The sequence below is a fragment of the Tardiphaga sp. 839_C3_N1_4 genome (assembly GCF_051811045.1).
Taxonomy (GTDB): Bacteria; Pseudomonadota; Alphaproteobacteria; order Rhizobiales; family Xanthobacteraceae; genus Tardiphaga.
Map to the genome: position 1 here is coordinate 4,980,792 of NZ_JBPWQD010000001.1, position 14,436 is coordinate 4,995,227.

21 protein-coding genes are annotated in these 14,436 nt (G+C 61.1%); 12 read left to right on the top strand and 9 right to left on the bottom strand.

The features are described from left to right. From AB8A38_RS23815 to AB8A38_RS23845, 7 genes are all read left to right on the top strand, one after another. Positions 1-1,911, top strand: coding sequence for a M3 family oligoendopeptidase (locus tag AB8A38_RS23815; protein ID WP_439087652.1), 1,911 nt, complete (start codon positions 1-3; stop codon positions 1,909-1,911). 136 nt (positions 1,912-2,047) lie between these two features. Continuing rightward, a complete protein-coding gene (locus tag AB8A38_RS23820; RefSeq protein ID WP_315843852.1) occupies positions 2,048-2,272 on the top strand; it encodes an AbrB/MazE/SpoVT family DNA-binding domain-containing protein in 225 nt (74 codons plus the stop codon). Between the two features lie 11 nt (positions 2,273-2,283). After that, positions 2,284-2,676, top strand: coding sequence for a type II toxin-antitoxin system death-on-curing family toxin (locus AB8A38_RS23825; RefSeq protein ID WP_439087653.1), 393 nt, complete (start codon positions 2,284-2,286; stop codon positions 2,674-2,676). A gap of 108 nt (positions 2,677-2,784) precedes the next feature. Continuing rightward, positions 2,785-2,937, top strand: coding sequence for an aa3-type cytochrome c oxidase subunit IV (locus tag AB8A38_RS23830; RefSeq protein ID WP_068728814.1), 153 nt, complete (start codon positions 2,785-2,787; stop codon positions 2,935-2,937). Positions 2,938-3,019: 82 nt separating this feature from the next. Continuing rightward, a complete protein-coding gene (locus tag AB8A38_RS23835; RefSeq protein ID WP_120287134.1) occupies positions 3,020-4,150 on the top strand; it encodes a Re/Si-specific NAD(P)(+) transhydrogenase subunit alpha in 1,131 nt (376 codons plus the stop codon). Positions 4,151-4,161: 11 nt separating this feature from the next. Beyond that, on the top strand, positions 4,162-4,476 hold the full coding sequence (locus tag AB8A38_RS23840) for a proton-translocating transhydrogenase family protein (RefSeq protein WP_089265888.1): 315 nt from the start codon (positions 4,162-4,164) through the stop codon (positions 4,474-4,476). A gap of 10 nt (positions 4,477-4,486) precedes the next feature. Beyond that, positions 4,487-5,890 (top strand): NAD(P)(+) transhydrogenase (Re/Si-specific) subunit beta, encoded by a 1,404-nt coding sequence (locus tag AB8A38_RS23845; RefSeq protein WP_439087654.1) that lies wholly within the window; start codon positions 4,487-4,489, stop codon positions 5,888-5,890. A 62-nt stretch (positions 5,891-5,952) separates the two neighbouring features. Here the strand turns inward: AB8A38_RS23845 and AB8A38_RS23850 are convergent, their stop codons facing one another. After that, positions 5,953-6,345, bottom strand: coding sequence for a VOC family protein (locus tag AB8A38_RS23850; RefSeq protein ID WP_315843848.1), 393 nt, complete (start codon positions 6,343-6,345; stop codon positions 5,953-5,955). Positions 6,346-6,517: 172 nt separating this feature from the next. On the opposite strand from AB8A38_RS23850, the gene AB8A38_RS23855 reads away from it, so the two are divergent. From AB8A38_RS23855 to AB8A38_RS23865, 3 genes are all read left to right on the top strand, one after another. Then, positions 6,518-7,618, top strand: coding sequence for a calcium:proton antiporter (locus tag AB8A38_RS23855; RefSeq protein ID WP_439087655.1), 1,101 nt, complete (start codon positions 6,518-6,520; stop codon positions 7,616-7,618). Positions 7,619-7,638: 20 nt separating this feature from the next. Continuing rightward, positions 7,639-7,926 carry a cupin domain-containing protein gene (locus AB8A38_RS23860; RefSeq protein WP_068730343.1) on the top strand — a complete coding sequence of 96 codons (288 nt, stop codon included), beginning with the start codon at positions 7,639-7,641 and terminating at the stop codon, positions 7,924-7,926. Between the two features lie 166 nt (positions 7,927-8,092). Next, positions 8,093-8,935 carry a hypothetical protein gene (locus AB8A38_RS23865; RefSeq protein ID WP_439087656.1) on the top strand — a complete coding sequence of 281 codons (843 nt, stop codon included), beginning with the start codon at positions 8,093-8,095 and terminating at the stop codon, positions 8,933-8,935. 85 nt (positions 8,936-9,020) lie between these two features. On the opposite strand, the gene AB8A38_RS23870 is transcribed toward AB8A38_RS23865, so the two are convergent. Then, on the bottom strand, positions 9,021-9,680 hold the full coding sequence (locus AB8A38_RS23870; protein ID WP_439087657.1) for a tetratricopeptide repeat protein: 660 nt from the start codon (positions 9,678-9,680) through the stop codon (positions 9,021-9,023). A 170-nt stretch (positions 9,681-9,850) separates the two neighbouring features. Then, entirely contained in the window at positions 9,851-10,153 is a 303-nt protein-coding gene (gene rpsU / locus AB8A38_RS23875; RefSeq protein ID WP_089265892.1) for a 30S ribosomal protein S21, read from the bottom strand. Between the two features lie 282 nt (positions 10,154-10,435). Here rpsU and aqpZ point away from each other — a divergent pair, with 282 nt between their 5' ends. Then, a complete protein-coding gene (gene aqpZ / locus AB8A38_RS23880; RefSeq protein WP_439087658.1) occupies positions 10,436-11,158 on the top strand; it encodes an aquaporin Z in 723 nt (240 codons plus the stop codon). A gap of 26 nt (positions 11,159-11,184) precedes the next feature. On the opposite strand, the gene AB8A38_RS23885 is transcribed toward aqpZ, so the two are convergent. From AB8A38_RS23885 to AB8A38_RS23910, 6 genes are all read right to left on the bottom strand, one after another. After that, positions 11,185-12,282, bottom strand: a complete 1,098-nt coding sequence (locus AB8A38_RS23885) for a 5-(carboxyamino)imidazole ribonucleotide synthase (RefSeq protein WP_439087659.1) — start codon at positions 12,280-12,282, stop codon at positions 11,185-11,187. Positions 12,283-12,290: 8 nt separating this feature from the next. Continuing rightward, entirely contained in the window at positions 12,291-12,785 is a 495-nt protein-coding gene (purE, locus tag AB8A38_RS23890; RefSeq protein ID WP_439087660.1) for a 5-(carboxyamino)imidazole ribonucleotide mutase, read from the bottom strand. Continuing rightward, the gene (locus AB8A38_RS23895) at positions 12,782-12,985 is read right to left on the bottom strand and encodes a hypothetical protein (protein ID WP_439087661.1); all 204 of its coding nucleotides are present in this window, start codon (positions 12,983-12,985) and stop codon (positions 12,782-12,784) included. The genes purE and AB8A38_RS23895 overlap by 4 nt, the downstream gene beginning before the upstream one ends. A 95-nt stretch (positions 12,986-13,080) precedes the next feature. Continuing rightward, complete coding sequence (locus AB8A38_RS23900) at positions 13,081-13,332, bottom strand: hypothetical protein (RefSeq protein WP_439087662.1); 252 nt, start codon at positions 13,330-13,332, stop codon at positions 13,081-13,083. A gap of 372 nt (positions 13,333-13,704) precedes the next feature. Further along, positions 13,705-13,911, bottom strand: a complete 207-nt coding sequence (locus AB8A38_RS23905; RefSeq protein WP_068728782.1) for a YdcH family protein — start codon at positions 13,909-13,911, stop codon at positions 13,705-13,707. Positions 13,912-13,936: 25 nt separating this feature from the next. Further along, positions 13,937-14,080 (bottom strand): hypothetical protein, encoded by a 144-nt coding sequence (locus AB8A38_RS23910; protein WP_439087663.1) that lies wholly within the window; start codon positions 14,078-14,080, stop codon positions 13,937-13,939. An 80-nt stretch (positions 14,081-14,160) separates the two neighbouring features. On the opposite strand from AB8A38_RS23910, the gene AB8A38_RS23915 reads away from it, so the two are divergent. Next, positions 14,161-14,346, top strand: coding sequence for a YdcH family protein (locus tag AB8A38_RS23915; RefSeq protein ID WP_092145731.1), 186 nt, complete (start codon positions 14,161-14,163; stop codon positions 14,344-14,346). The last annotated feature ends 90 nt before the right edge of the window (positions 14,347-14,436 follow it).

Below are 14,436 nucleotides of genomic sequence, written 5' to 3' on the forward strand. Positions count from 1 at the left end.
ATGACGAAATCTGCGACTGCCCGGACCGCCAAGCCTTCTCGAAAGACCGCTTTCCGCAAAACTGTTTCGCGCAAATCCGCTCCGGTCAAAAAAGCGGTGAGCAAGGTGGTGTCGAAATCATCGGCCAAATCGCCGGGGGGCAAGCTGCCGGAATGGAATCTCGCGGATCTCTACACGGCGATCGACGCGCCGGAGATTGCCGGGGATCTCGACAAGATCGATGTCGAATGCGCGGCATTCGAAGCGGACTACAAGGGCAAGCTCGCGGAAGAGACCGCCAAGCCGGGCGGGGGCGTTTGGCTCGCTGGTGCAGTGAAACGCTATGAGGCGATCGACGATCTCGCCGGCCGGCTTGGCTCCTATGCCGGCCTCGTCCATGCCGGTGATAGCGTCGATCCCGCGATTTCGAAATTCTACGGCGACGTGTCCGAGCGCATCACCGCAGCGTCGGTGCATCTCCTCTTCTTTGGCCTCGAACTCAATCGTGTCGACGATGCCGTGATCGAGCAGGCGATGCAGACGCCCGAGCTTGGCCACTACCGGCCGTGGATCGAAGACAGCCGCAAGGACAAGCCCTATCAGCTCGAAGACCGCGTCGAGCAGCTGTTTCACGAGAAGTCCCAGACCGGCTATGGTGCCTTCAACCGCCTGTTCGACCAGACCATCGCGGGGCTTCGCTTCAAGCTCGGTGGCAAGGAGCTGGCGATCGAGCCGACGCTGACCATGCTGCAGGACCGCGCGCCCGCCAAGCGCAAGGCGGCGGGGCAGGCGCTGGCGAAGACCTTCAAGGCCAATGAGCGCACCTTTGCGCTGATCACCAACACGCTGGCCAAGGACAAGGAAATCTCCGACCGCTGGCGCGGTTTCCAGGACATTGCGGATTCCCGCCATCTCAACAATCGCGTCGAGCGCGAAGTCGTCGATGCACTGGTGTCGTCGGTACGATCAGCCTATCCCCGGCTGTCGCATCGCTACTATCAGTTGAAGGCACGCTGGTTCGGCAAGAAGAAGCTCGCCCATTGGGACCGCAACGCGCCGCTGCCATTCGCACCGACCGGCACGATTCCATGGTCGGACGCGCAGGACATGGTGCTGACCGCCTATGGCGCGTTTTCACCCGACATGGCCAATATCGCCAAGCGCTTCTTCACCGATCGCTGGATCGATGCGCCGGTGCGCCCGGGCAAGGCGCCCGGAGCGTTCTCGCATCCGACCACGCCGTCGGCGCATCCCTATGTGCTGATGAATTATCAGGGCAAGCCGCGTGACGTGATGACGCTCGCCCATGAACTCGGCCATGGTGTGCATCAGGTGCTCGCTGCCCGCAACGGTGCGCTGATGGCGCCGACACCGCTGACGCTGGCCGAAACCGCCAGCGTGTTCGGTGAAATGCTGACCTTCAAGCGGCTGCTGTCACAGACCAAGAGTGCCAAGCAGCGCCAGGCATTGCTCGCGGGCAAGGTCGAGGACATGATCAACACGGTGGTGCGGCAGATCGCGTTCTATTCATTCGAGCGCGCTGTTCACACCGAGCGTCGCCACGGCGAACTCACCGCGCAGCGGCTCGGCGAACTCTGGCTCAGCGTGCAGACCGAAAGTCTCGGGCCGGCGATCGAGATCAAGCCGGGTTACGAGAACTTCTGGATGTACATTCCGCACTTCATCCATTCGCCGTTCTACGTCTATGCCTATGCCTTCGGCGATTGTCTCGTGAACTCGCTCTATGCGGTCTACGAGAACGCCCAGGAAGGTTTTGCGGATCGCTACCTCGCGATGCTCGCCGCCGGCGGCACCAAGCACTATTCCGAACTGCTGAAACCGTTCGGGCTGGATGCCAAGGATCCGACTTTTTGGGATGGCGGGTTGTCGGTCATCGCCGGGATGATCGATGAGCTGGAGGCGATGGGGTAGGGTGCCGTAAAACGTTGTTGAACGAGCCCAAAGGGTGCGTTATACACCTGTATAACGCGCCCTTTGGCGTTTCAGGGGATGAGGTCGAACTAGACGGCAACCCGGCCGATTGTGGCCACGCATCAGGAGACTGAACATGAAACTTGAGATCAAGAAAATCGGCAATTCCGATGGCCTCTTGTTGCCGAAGGAATTGATGCAGCGGCTCGACCTAAAGCGGGGTCAGGAATTGCACGTGACAGAGTTGGCTGGAGGTGGAGTCCAACTCACGCCCTACGATCCAGATTTCGAAGAGACGATCGAGATCGCCGATCGCATCATGGAAAAATACAAGGACACACTCGCCGCATTGGCCAAATGACGAAAGCATAAATGACCGTCCCGATCGAGCCGCGCTGGATCACCTATGAGCAAGCTATTGCCATCCACAGCCGCCAGTTGCGCCGCTTTGGTGGGGCAGCAGGCTTACGCGACGAGGGGATCTTGCGATCGGCGCTGGAGCGTCCGATCAACAAATGGCGTTACGAGCAATCGGAGCTAGCCGAACTGGCTGCGGCTTATGCGTATGGGCTCGCGAAGAACCATGCGTTCGTGGACGGCAACAAGCGTATCGCGTTCATGAGCATGATGATCTTCTTGGACAAGAATCGTGTCGCCTTCAGTCCCGATCCCGCGCAATCGACCTCGATCATCCTCTCCCTCGCTGCCGGCGAAGTCAGCGAGCAATCGCTCACGCGCTGGATTCGCGACAACTGGCCCGCCTGACGCACTGCGGTATGCAAAGATTGCCGTGGTATGCCACGAACCGTTGCTCTCCATATCCAATTGCGCTAATTCCGTGGCAACATACGAAATACGAGGCGGGAGACCCTGATGTCCGATCACAGCGAAGTCGCTTACACCACGGCCGATGGCAACGACTATCCGGCGCATGAGCAGACCTATGAGGGCTTTCTCGTGCTGGTGAAGTGGGGCACTATCGGCGTCGTCGCCATCGTGGCCCTGATGGGCATCTTCCTCACCTGATCTATCGCCGATTGCGCCGTCCGATTCGGGTGGCGTCCTGTCCTATTTGCTCACGCGCGTGCCTTGCGCCGCCGGAGGCCCCATGAAGATTGCCGTTGCCAAGGAAATCGATCCGTCCGAACCGCGCGTGGCGATCTCGCCCGACACGGTGAAGAAGTTCAAGGCGCTCGGCGTCGATGTGGCGATTGAGCCTGGCGCCGGCATCAAGTCCGGCTTGCCGGATTCGGAATACACGGCCGTGGGCGCCACCATCAGCGCCGATGCGGTGAAGGATGCCGACATCGTCATCAAGGTGAAGCGTCCCGAGGTGTCCGAACTCGCCGGTTACAAGCGCGGTGCGCTGGTGATCGCGATCATGGATCCCTATGGCAACGACGCGGCGCTGAAGGCGATGGCCGATGCCGGCGTGTCGGCCTTCGCGATGGAGCTGATGCCGCGCATCACCCGCGCGCAGGTGATGGACGTGCTGTCGAGCCAAGCCAATCTCGCCGGCTACCGCGCCGTCATCGAGGCCGCCGAGAGCTTCGGCCGCGCCTTCCCGATGATGATGACCGCCGCTGGCACTATTCCGGCCGCCAAGGTGTTCGTCATGGGCGTCGGCGTGGCCGGCCTGCAGGCGATCGCGACCGCGCGCCGCTTGGGCGCGGTGGTCACCGCGACGGACGTGCGCCCTGCGACGAAAGAGCAGGTCGAGAGTCTCGGCGCGAAATTCCTCGCGGTGGAAGACGACGAGTTCAAGAACGCGCAGACTGCTGGCGGCTACGCCAAGGAAATGTCCAAGGAATATCAGGCCAAGCAGGCCGCGCTGACCGCCGAGCACATCAAGAAGCAGGACATCATCATCACCACGGCGCTGATCCCGGGTCGTCCGGCGCCGCGTCTGGTCACCGCCGAGATGGTGGCGTCCATGAAGCCCGGTTCGGTGCTGGTCGACCTCGCTGTCGAACGCGGTGGCAATGTCGAAGGCGCCAAGCCCGGCGAAGTCGCTGACGTCAACGGCATCAAGATCGTTGGTTATACCAATGTCGCCGGCCGCGTCGCCGCCTCGGCGTCGAGCCTCTATGCGCGCAATCTGTTCTCGTTCATCGAAACGCTGGTCAACAAAGAGACCAAGGCACTCGCGGTGAACTGGGACGACGAACTGGTCAAGGCAACGGCCTTGACCAAGGACGGCGCCGTCATTCATCCGAATTTCCAGCCGAAGACCGCTTAAGGAGCGCTGCCATGGATCATGCCTCACTGGTCAGCCCGTTCGTCTTTCAGCTCTCGATCTTCGTGCTCGCCGTGTTTGTCGGCTATTTCGTGGTGTGGTCGGTGACCCCTGCGCTGCATACGCCGCTGATGTCGGTGACCAACGCGATCTCCTCGGTGATCGTGGTCGGCGCACTGCTCGCGGTCGGCGTCAACATGGTCGGCAGTGGCGGCGCCTTGGCGCGCGGCTTCGGCTTCGTCGCGCTGATCTTTGCATGCGTCAATATTTTCGGCGGCTTCCTGGTCACGCAGCGCATGCTTGCGATGTACCAGAAGAAAAAGAAGTAAGGGCAGCCCGATGAACGCCAATCTCGCCGCACTGCTCTATCTCGTCGCGGGCATCCTCTTCATCCTGTCGCTGCGCGGGCTGTCCAGCCCGGCGTCCAGCCGCCAGGGCAATTTCCTCGGTATGGCCGGCATGGTCATCGCCGTGGGCACCACGCTGGCCGCGCATCCGCCGGCCGACGCACTCGGCTGGGTCCTGGTGATCCTCGGTATCGCCATCGGTGGCAGCATCGGTGCCGTCATCGCCAAGCGCGTGCCGATGACCTCGATGCCCGAACTGGTCGCCGCGTTCCACTCGCTGGTCGGCATGGCCGCGGTGCTAGTCGCCGCGGGTGCGTTCTATGCGCCGGAAGCCTTTGGCATTCTCGATCCGGTGACCAAGAAGATCGTCGGCGCGAGCCTCGTTGAAATGTCGCTCGGCGTCGCCATTGGCGCGCTGACCTTCACCGGCTCGGTGATCGCGTTCGCCAAGCTCTCTGGCCGGATGAGCGGCGCGCCGATCATCCTTCCGGCACGTCACATCATCAATATCGCGCTCGGCCTGGCGCTGGTGTTCTTCATCTTCGGTCTGGTCCGTTCGGGCAGTGCGGTCGACTTCTGGCTCATCACCGTCATCGCGCTGGTGCTCGGCGCCCTGCTGATCATCCCGATCGGCGGCGCCGACATGCCGGTCGTGATTTCGATGCTGAACTCCTATTCGGGCTGGGCAGCCGCCGGCATCGGCTTCACGCTGGGCAATTCGGCGCTGATCATCACCGGCGCGCTGGTTGGCTCGTCGGGCGCGATCCTGTCCTACATCATGTGCCACGCGATGAACCGCTCCTTCATCTCGGTGATCCTCGGCGGCTTCGGCGGCGAGACCGCTGCAGCCGGTGGCGGCTCGGGCGAACAGAAGCCGGCCAAGCTCGGCTCGGCCGATGATGCGGCCTTCATCATGAAGAACGCGCAGAAGGTCATCATCGTGCCCGGCTACGGCATGGCGGTGGCACAGGCCCAGCACGCGCTGCGCGAAATGGCCGACACGCTGAAGAAGGAAGGCGTCGAGGTGAAATACGCCATTCATCCGGTGGCAGGCCGTATGCCCGGCCACATGAACGTGCTGCTGGCGGAAGCCAACGTGCCTTATGATGAGGTGTTCGAACTCGAGGACATCAATTCGGAATTCGCGCAGGCTGACATCGCCTTCGTGATCGGCGCCAACGACGTCACCAATCCGGCGGCGGAAGACGACAAGACCTCGCCGATCTACGGCATGCCGGTGCTGCAGGTCTGGAAGGCCGGCACGGTCATGTTCATCAAGCGCTCGCTGGCGTCCGGCTATGCCGGCATCGACAACCCGCTGTTCTATCGCGACAACACGATGATGCTGCTCGGGGACGCGAAGAAGGTGACGGAGAACATCGTCAAGGCGATGTAACTGGCCCGCATGGATTTCATTAAACGCCCGGCTGAAAAGCCGGGCGTTTTTCGTTTGGAAGGTCAGCTCGCAACGTCCTCTTTCGGCAAGCGATATAGCGCGCACAGCTTGTTGCCGTCGGGATCCCTGAGATAGGCGAGATAGAGCTTCACGCCACCTTCGCGGATGCCCGGCGGCTCTTCGCATGTGGTGGCGCCATTGGCGATGCCGGCGGCGTGCCAGGCATCGGCCTCCTCCTGTGACTTGGCGAGAAAGCCGATGGTGCCGCCATTGGCAGCGCAAGCAGGCTCGCCATTGATCGGCTTCGACACCGAGAAAGTACCGGTCTTGGTCCGCCAGAATACCCGGTGGCGATCGACGGCGCCGGGCGGGACGCCCAGCGTGCCGAGCAGCTTGTCATAAAACGACTTTGCGGCTTCGAGGTCGTTGGTGCCGATCATGACATGTGAAAACATCTCGCTTCCTCTCCCACTTTCTTGCAAACTCACCTTCAGGTGATACGCAACTATACGCATCATCTGCAGTTTGGCGAGACGGCATGACCCTGCGTCGCAATCGGTCTTGTGGGTCTGCAATGGCGGCGTGTCGCTTGCTGCCGAACCCGTTTTCAATCAGGACACTTGCTTGATGTCAGCACATCCCATGCCCAGATCGTCCTGGATTTTCCCCACGTTGGCCGTTCTGCTTTTTATCGCGACGTCGATTTCTTCGCTCGGGATCGGATTCACGGAGACGCCTGCTGGCATTGTGTTCGCGGTTGTTCTGCTGGTCATCCTGTTCGGCACGGTGTTCGCCGCCGTGCATCATGCCGAAGTCATCGCACACAAGATCGGCGAACCGTTCGGCACGCTGTTGCTGACACTGGCCGTGACCATCATCGAGGTGGCGCTGATCGCCAGCATCATGCTGGGCGATAAATCCGTCCCGACGCTGGCGCGCGATACTGTCTTCGCGGTGGTGATGATCGTTTGCAACGGTCTGGTTGGCATCTGCATCCTCGTCGGAGGGTTGCGCTACCGCGAGCAGGATTTTCAGGTCACGGGGTCGAATATTTATCTCAGCGTGCTGATTGTGATGGCGACGATCACGCTCATCCTGCCGAATTATACCCTGACCACTCCGGGACCTTTCTATTCGAACGCACAGCTCGCTTTTGTCAGCGTCGCCACCATCATGCTCTATGCAGTATTTCTCTACACACAGACCATCCGACATCAGGATTACTTCGTTGCAGACGGAAGTAGCGAAGGTGCCGCAGGCGGGCATGTTTCCAACCGTGTTCTGGCCGTCAGCGCCGTTTTGCTGCTGGTCTCGTTGCTGGCGGTGGTGCTGCTGGCGAAGAAATTCTCGCTGGTGGTGGACGCCGGCATTGAACGGATCGGCGCGCCGGAAGCCTTTGCCGGTATCCTCGTGGCGCTGCTGATCCTGCTGCCGGAAAGCGTCGCCGCCATTTCTGCCGCGCGTGGCAACGATCTGCAGAAGAGCATAAACCTTGCACTCGGTTCATCGCTCGCCACCATCGGACTGACGATACCTGCGGTTGCGGTGGCGGCCTATGCGTTAAACAAGGAACTGGTCCTCGGTCTCAGTGCGCAGAAGATGGTGCTGCTGGTGATGACCTTCGTGCTGAGCATGCTGACCTTTGGCACCGGGCGCACGAACATCCTGTTCGGGCTGGTCCATTTGGTGGTGTTTGCGGTATTCATCTTCATGGTGTTTGTGCCGTGACCACTTTGGAGAATGAGACGATGCTCGCTGCCCAGTCCGACGTTCAGCAGGACACGCCCGAAGTTCGCGTCACCGAATGGCGGCTCGCGCCTGGCGCGGCGACTGGTCACCACACCCATGGGATGGACTATGTGATCGTTCCGATCACCACGAGCGTGATGACAATCGTTGCGCCGGACGGCACCCGCTCGCAGGCACCGATCACGACCGGCAAGTCCTATTTCCGCAAGGCAGGCGTCGAGCATGACGTTCTGAATGAAACCGACAAGGAAATCGTGTTTCTCGAGGTCGAGGTTAAGAAAGCTTAACCTTGTCTGCCTCCAGCGGCTGGCGGTTCATTGTGTTTAGCCTGCTGAGGATCACCTGAAACAATTCAATGCAACGGATTGGAACTTTGCCTTCGATCCGTCGCGATTGATCCCTGAATCAGCCTCAAATTCCTAGCATGAAGCAGCTTGGGGAAGAGGCCGGTTCATGCTGCACAAGTATCTCTCGAAGTTCACCATCGATATCTTGCCGTCGATTCTGGCGACGATCGTGGGTGCCTATATCGTCAATCACTACATCATCCCGAAGGCGAGCCCGGATCGCCCCGCTGCGGCTGTCGCATCGACGCCTGCGGAGCCGAAGCCTGACACCAAGGCAGCGACAGCCAAGCCCGCCGAGAATTCTGCCGACCTCGCCAATCTGCCCGAATCGGCCCCGGCCAAGGCCGGCGACAAGCCGGTGGTCGAGAAGGCCAGCATCGAAAAGCCCGAGGCGGCCACGACGACACCCGAGCCGCGCCGCCATCAGCCGGCATTGCGCGAGAAGGCAGCTGCCAAACCCGCGCCGGCTCCGGCCGCGCCTGCGCCCGTCCTTGCCACCGTGGGCACCGCGCCGGCGGCGAATGCCAGCGCTGATGAACGCCGCGACGCCAACGATCTCGCCCGTGCTGCCATCGAGCGCCTGAACCGCAGTGAGCCGCGCCCCCAGGAAGCTGCACGTACACCTGAGACCCCGCGCGCTACGGAGGCGCCGCGGGTGCAGGAAGCTGCACGGACTGTTTCCCCTCCGTCGATGCAGCAGTTGCCGCCGCCGATCGTGGTGGCGACGCCAAGCGTCGAGAAGTTCGATCCTATGCCTTCCCCGCAGTCTGAGCGTTCCGAAGCGCGGCGCATGCGTCCGCCCGGCGAGATCCCGGCACCGCAGCCGATGGACCTGCAGGCGGATGCTGTCGGCGGACCGCGCTCGGAGCGCACCAACGTGGCCGAAGACGTGCTGTCTGCAGCGAAGTCGGTGTTCAATTCGGTGATCCCGCGCCCGTTCGAGCGGTAAAGGAAACGGCGGATTCTCCGCGCGCCGCTCTCGCGCATGCAGGGCGACGCCGTATTGCTATCAGCCTGACTCCAGCCAGCTTTAGCTAGCCCGCCCTTCCACCCATCCGCGCGAGGCCGCTCCGCGCTGCATCGTCCTTCGGGCGCAGCGCGACAGCGCGGCTGTAGGAGTCTGCGGCCTTGGCCCTGTCGCCAAGCTTCTCATAGGTCGCGCCGCGGGTCAGCCAGACCTGGGCATTGCCCGGTGCCACCTGCGAAGCCTCGTCGAGATCCGCTGCGGCTTCCTGGTGTTTGCCGAGGGCGAGATAGCATTGCGCGCGGCCGAGCAGGGGATCCGCCTGCTGCGGCGTCAGGCCGTTGGCTGACGTAAAATCTGCAATGGCGAATTCATACTTCTTCTCGGACTGATAGAGCAGCCCGCGTTGGTAGAAGATCTGCGCACTGTGTGGATCGAGGTCGATTGCCTGATTCAAGGCCAGCAGCGCGTCATCGGGTTTGCCGGACTGTACGAGCGCCTGCGCGCGTGCAGCGTGGATCTGCGCATCCTGCGGATTGGTCTTGCCGGAATTCGCGGGCGACGGGGGCGCCAGAGCCGTCGTCTTCGGTTCGTCCTTGTCAGAACCCGGTGTTAGTGACGACAGGTTGAATGAGCATCCGTTGCTGCACAGACCCGCAACGACAAGGGCAATCGCGGTAAGGCCGCGGGCGCCGAAGCGGGACGGGGACTCGCGGACGGGACATTCCATGCAGGGCCAATCTCACGGAGCGACCAATGACCTATTGGTAGCGCGACATCGGGCAAAATGCACCCGATCAAGACCAGCGCGCCAAGGAAGTAGTTCGCGCAAAAAGCAATTGCGCAAAAAAATAACGCGGGCTTTGGCCCGCGTTATCCAACTCGGTGGATGAAGTGCGCTTAGCGCGCCGGACGCGGAGCGCCCGCGCCGCCAGCGCCAGGACGGCCGCCACGATCGGCGCCAGGACCCGCGCCGAACACCGGCTTCGGCTTCATCGGCAGCAGGCCTTCGCGCTGCAGCTTCTTGCGAGCAAGCTTGCGTGCGCGACGCACGGCCTCTGCCTTCTCGCGAGCCTTCTTCTCAGAGGGCTTTTCGTAGTGACCGCGGAGCTTCATCTCGCGGAAAATACCCTCGCGCTGCATCTTCTTCTTCAGCGCCTTGAGAGCCTGATCGACGTTATTATCGCGAACGAGAACCTGCACGCGGCATCCTCTTTTCAATTGATCGGATTTGAATTTCGGTAAAGTGAAGGGCCGACAAAGGCCATGCCCTTAACCTCAAGGGCGCCGATGTACCAGATGAAATGGCGAATGTCCACCTTGCGGCGCCGTCATTTTAACCTTCTGGGCTGGGAAATAACGTGTTTTTTCCGAATTTTCCCGGGTGGGGATAGGGCAGGTTCCCTGTCTCGACAGGTATTGGAGCACGGACGCATAATTCCCGCGGCGACTCAGCCGGGACGCCGATTACGACCGGAGAGCATCATGAATGGGAAAAAATACGCGGCCGAGCTGATCGGCACCTTTTGGCTCACATTTGCAGGCTGCGGCAGTGCTGTAATTGCGGCAGCCTTTCCGCAGGTCGGTATCGGTCTCGTCGGCGTCTCGCTGGCCTTCGGCCTCAGCGTCGTGACCATGGCCTATGCCATCGGCCACATTTCGGGCTGCCATCTCAATCCTGCGGTCACCGTGGGCCTTGCGGCGAGTGGACGTTTCCCCGCCGGCCAGATTCTTCCTTATGTGATCGCGCAGGTCGTCGGTGCGATAGCGGGGGCGGCCGTGTTGTATGTCATCGCCAGCGGCGCTGCCGGTTTCGACCTTGCCAAGGGCTTTGCCTCGAACGGCTTCGGCGATCATTCGCCCGGCAAATACAGCATGGTGGCGGGCTTCATCATGGAAGTGGTGATGACCATGATGTTCCTGTTCATCATCATGGGCTCCACACACGGCAAGGTGCCTGCGGGCTTCGCGCCGCTGGCAATCGGGCTTGCGCTGGTGATGATCCACCTTGTCAGCATTCCAGTCACCAACACGTCGGTGAATCCGGCGCGCAGCACTGGGCCGGCATTGTTTGTCGGCGGCTGGGCACTGCAGCAGTTGTGGCTGTTCTGGGTGGCACCGCTGGTTGGTGGTGTTCTCGGCGGCGCGATCTATCGCTGGCTGAGTGACGAGCCCGCTGGTGTGGTGGAAGGCAAAGCGGCTAGCTGACGAATGAGGCGGTGAAGCCGGCGTCGTTACGTCGCCGGCTTCACTTCAACCACATGACCCATCTTGCGGCCAGGCTTCGGCGCACCCTTGCCATAGAGATGCACGGTGGCGCCGGGGGCGGTAAGCCACTTGCCGTAGTCGAGAATGTCGTCGCCGATCAGGTTGATCATGGTGACTTGGCCGTGGCGGACGGGTTTGGCGAGCGGCCAGCCGGCGATGGCGCGGATGTGCTGTTCGAATTGCGACACCGAGGCGCCGTCGAGCGTCCAGTGGCCGGAATTGTGCACGCGCGGCGCAATTTCGTTCACGACAAGCGTCGCACCGTCAATTGCGTCCTTTTGGCCCGGCACGACAAACAATTCGACGGCAAAGACGCCGACATAGCCCAGCGCAGTGCCGATCTTCTCGGCGATCTCGCGTGCCTTTGCGGCAAGCGTGTCCGAGATGCGTGCGGGCGCATAGGAGAATTTCAGGATGTGATCGCGATGCTCGTTTTCGGTGACGTCGAAACATTCGACTTGACCGTCGGCGCCGCGTGCAGCGATGACCGAGACCTCGCGTTCGAACGGCACGAAGGCTTCAAGGATCGCGGAATTGGTGCCGAGATCCTTCCAGACCTGATCGAGATCGTCACCCTCGCGGATGATTGCCTGACCTTTGCCGTCATAACCGAAGCGACGCGTCTTGATGACAGCTGGCAGACCGATCTTCTTGACCGCTGCATGAAGCTCGCCAGCATTCGCAACGCCTGCGTAAGCGGCGGTGCCGATACCCAGCGACGTTACAAAATCCTTCTCGGCCAGACGATCCTGCGTGGTCTGCAGGATGGCCTGTGCCGGCAGCACCGGGCGCCGCGCGTCGAGGATCATCGCGGTGGCGGCCGGCACGTTCTCGAATTCGTAGGTGATGACGTCGCAGTCACTGGCGAACAGTTCGAGCGCCTCGACATCCGCATATTCAGCACATGTCGCGTTCTGCACCACGTCGAAAGCCGGCGAATCCGGATCCGGTGAAAAAACCTGACAGCGGAGGCCGAGGCGTGCTGCGGACATCGCCAACATGCGACCGAGCTGGCCGCCACCGAGAATGCCGATCGTATCGCCTGGCTTAAGAACCTTCGTCACCACAGCGCTCACGCCGCACCTTCACCTTCCGGCTTTTCAGCCACGGCATCGGTCTGCGCCTTGCGCCAGGCGGCGAGCTTTGTCGCCAGTGCCGTGTCGTGCAGCGCCAGCACGCTCGCCGCGAGCAGTGCCGCATTGATCGCGCCGGGTTTGCCGATGGCCAGCGTGCCGACGGGCACGCCGCCCGGCATCTGTACGATCGAATAAAGCGAGTCGACGCCGGACAGCGCCTTGGATTCCACGGGCACGCCGAATACCGGGAGTTCCGTCAGCGCCGCGGCCATGCCGGGCAAATGCGCAGCGCCGCCGGCACCGGCGATGATGATCTGGAAGCCCGCTGCCTTGGCGCCCTTGGCGAATGCGACCAGCCGGTCCGGCGTGCGGTGGGCCGAGACGATGCGCGCCTCATGGGATACGCCGAGCGCGGTCAGCGTTTCGGCGGCATGGCGCATGGTTTCCCAGTCCGACTGGCTTCCCATAATAATGGCGACGGGCGCGGTCATTCCGTATTTTCTTTCGCGAATCCAGAAAGATAGGCTGGAAATACAATGTCGTCCCCTTGCGTGGCAAGGAGCGTGGCAAACATGATCTCGTCTTGGTGAAGACTGGCAAGCCTTGTAACAAATCCCATGCAAAAGAAAACCCGAACGCCTGCTGCAAAGTCGGTCAAACGCTCGATGAAGCCGGCGTTGCGCGGTTCCAAGGCGTTGGTGTCGCTGCCGAAAAGCCGCGGGCCGGCGGCCGCCTGACGCCGTGACCTGCGAAAGTGTAGTTAGCCGATCGCCGGCGTTGGGGCCTTTACAACGCGCTGAGGTCGCTTGGCACTTCGCCAAAGGCGCGGATCACCTGGGCGTCGCCGAACTCGCCGATCATCGGATCGCCGGTACGGCTGAAGGCCAGTGCGCCGATCGAGCCTGGCGCACGGGACAAGAGTTCGGCGCGGCGGATGGCGCCGGACGCGCTCTGACATTCCTCGGCCGCACCGGCGGCTGGCGAACCGGAGTCGTCGTCCAGGAAGGGCAGTGCGACGTAATAGGTGATGTCGGCCATGGTGCCCCCACGAGTTGATTGATCCAGTAATTTTGTTCTTATTTTGTTCTTTTGTCAAGTTCGGTGCCCTGTGAACGATCTTCTCGTTGCGCCAGCGCGTCATCGCGATCAGTTCCCGCAGCCATCCGGGTAAAGACGTCGGTGAACAATACAAACAACAGGCGTGCAATGATGTGCCGCCTAGGCGCGCAAACTTCCGCCGCGCCACATCGCGATGCAGCCAGTCGCGAAGCAGGATTTTGATGATGGTCGGTTCAGCGCCGAGCCGACCGCAGTCACCGTGACGCAAAGAAAACTGATCCATCGATCATTGCGCGTTGGGTTGCAGTCATGGCTACTCTTTAGCCCGTGGCCACAGCGTGACGTGTTGTCTCACGCAATAATGTCTGGAGTGATCTGATCTTCGATGAAGGAGATGCGGTCTTTCAGCTGAAGCTTCCTCTTCTTCAACCGTTGCAGTCGCAAGAGATCGGGTGCCGGTGAATGCTGCAAGGCATCGATGGCGGCGTCGAGGTCGCGATGTTCCTGCTGCAATCGGGCGAGTTCTAACGGGAGTTCGCGATCTTCGTCGTCGTTCATGTTTCTAGCTGACTGGATTCGCAAATCATTTGCGAGAGATTTCTAGAATGACTATCGCCGGTGCAGGCGCACCACGCAAGCCGTCCGGTTCCAGGTTTTTGCGGCGCAATCCGGTCACGATTCGTTTCAGACGATACCCGAAACTCAAAATACACTTTTCAATACCCATCGACAGATGTCCACTGTCATGTAGAATTCATCGTCCAACCGAACGTATCCTGAGGTTCAATCCTACCGAGGAGTTTTCGAATGGCACTACAGGCGCATCTCGTCGAACTGGAACGTAAGCACAAAGTTCTCGAAAGCGAATTGCACGAAGCGCTCGTGCACCTGTCTACCGACGATCTTCGCATCGTCGAACTCAAGCGTCGAAAACTGATGGTCAGGGACGAAATCCAGCGTCTCAAAAACGGGGCCAGCGACACGGTGCACTGATCAACGGCTGCACTGATCAGCGAAGAATAAATCACAGCATCGACATCGCCGTTTACGTCACTGCTTTGGCGTAGGTGCGATGACGTGTTG

Bases quoted from the DNA above. Each gene is read 5' to 3' on its own strand.
- AB8A38_RS23815 (WP_439087652.1), top strand. From the start codon at position 1: ATGACGAAATCTGCGACTGCCCGGACCGCCAAGCCTTCTCGAAAGACC.
- AB8A38_RS23820 (WP_315843852.1), top strand. From the start codon at position 2,048: ATGAAACTTGAGATCAAGAAAATCGGCAATTCCGATGGCCTCTTGTTG.
- AB8A38_RS23825 (WP_439087653.1), top strand. From the start codon at position 2,284: ATGACCGTCCCGATCGAGCCGCGCTGGATCACCTATGAGCAAGCTATT.
- AB8A38_RS23830 (WP_068728814.1), top strand. From the start codon at position 2,785: ATGTCCGATCACAGCGAAGTCGCTTACACCACGGCCGATGGCAACGAC.
- AB8A38_RS23835 (WP_120287134.1), top strand. From the start codon at position 3,020: ATGAAGATTGCCGTTGCCAAGGAAATCGATCCGTCCGAACCGCGCGTG.
- AB8A38_RS23840 (WP_089265888.1), top strand. From the start codon at position 4,162: ATGGATCATGCCTCACTGGTCAGCCCGTTCGTCTTTCAGCTCTCGATC.
- AB8A38_RS23845 (WP_439087654.1), top strand. From the start codon at position 4,487: ATGAACGCCAATCTCGCCGCACTGCTCTATCTCGTCGCGGGCATCCTC.
- AB8A38_RS23850 (WP_315843848.1), bottom strand. From the start codon at position 6,345: ATGTTTTCACATGTCATGATCGGCACCAACGACCTCGAAGCCGCAAAG.
- AB8A38_RS23855 (WP_439087655.1), top strand. From the start codon at position 6,518: ATGTCAGCACATCCCATGCCCAGATCGTCCTGGATTTTCCCCACGTTG.
- AB8A38_RS23860 (WP_068730343.1), top strand. From the start codon at position 7,639: ATGCTCGCTGCCCAGTCCGACGTTCAGCAGGACACGCCCGAAGTTCGC.
- AB8A38_RS23865 (WP_439087656.1), top strand. From the start codon at position 8,093: ATGCTGCACAAGTATCTCTCGAAGTTCACCATCGATATCTTGCCGTCG.
- AB8A38_RS23870 (WP_439087657.1), bottom strand. From the start codon at position 9,680: ATGGAATGTCCCGTCCGCGAGTCCCCGTCCCGCTTCGGCGCCCGCGGC.
- aqpZ (WP_439087658.1), top strand. From the start codon at position 10,436: ATGAATGGGAAAAAATACGCGGCCGAGCTGATCGGCACCTTTTGGCTC.
- purE (WP_439087660.1), bottom strand. From the start codon at position 12,785: ATGACCGCGCCCGTCGCCATTATTATGGGAAGCCAGTCGGACTGGGAA.
- AB8A38_RS23900 (WP_439087662.1), bottom strand. From the start codon at position 13,332: ATGGCCGACATCACCTATTACGTCGCACTGCCCTTCCTGGACGACGAC.
- AB8A38_RS23905 (WP_068728782.1), bottom strand. From the start codon at position 13,911: ATGAACGACGACGAAGATCGCGAACTCCCGTTAGAACTCGCCCGATTG.
- AB8A38_RS23910 (WP_439087663.1), bottom strand. From the start codon at position 14,080: ATGGGTATTGAAAAGTGTATTTTGAGTTTCGGGTATCGTCTGAAACGA.
- AB8A38_RS23915 (WP_092145731.1), top strand. From the start codon at position 14,161: ATGGCACTACAGGCGCATCTCGTCGAACTGGAACGTAAGCACAAAGTT.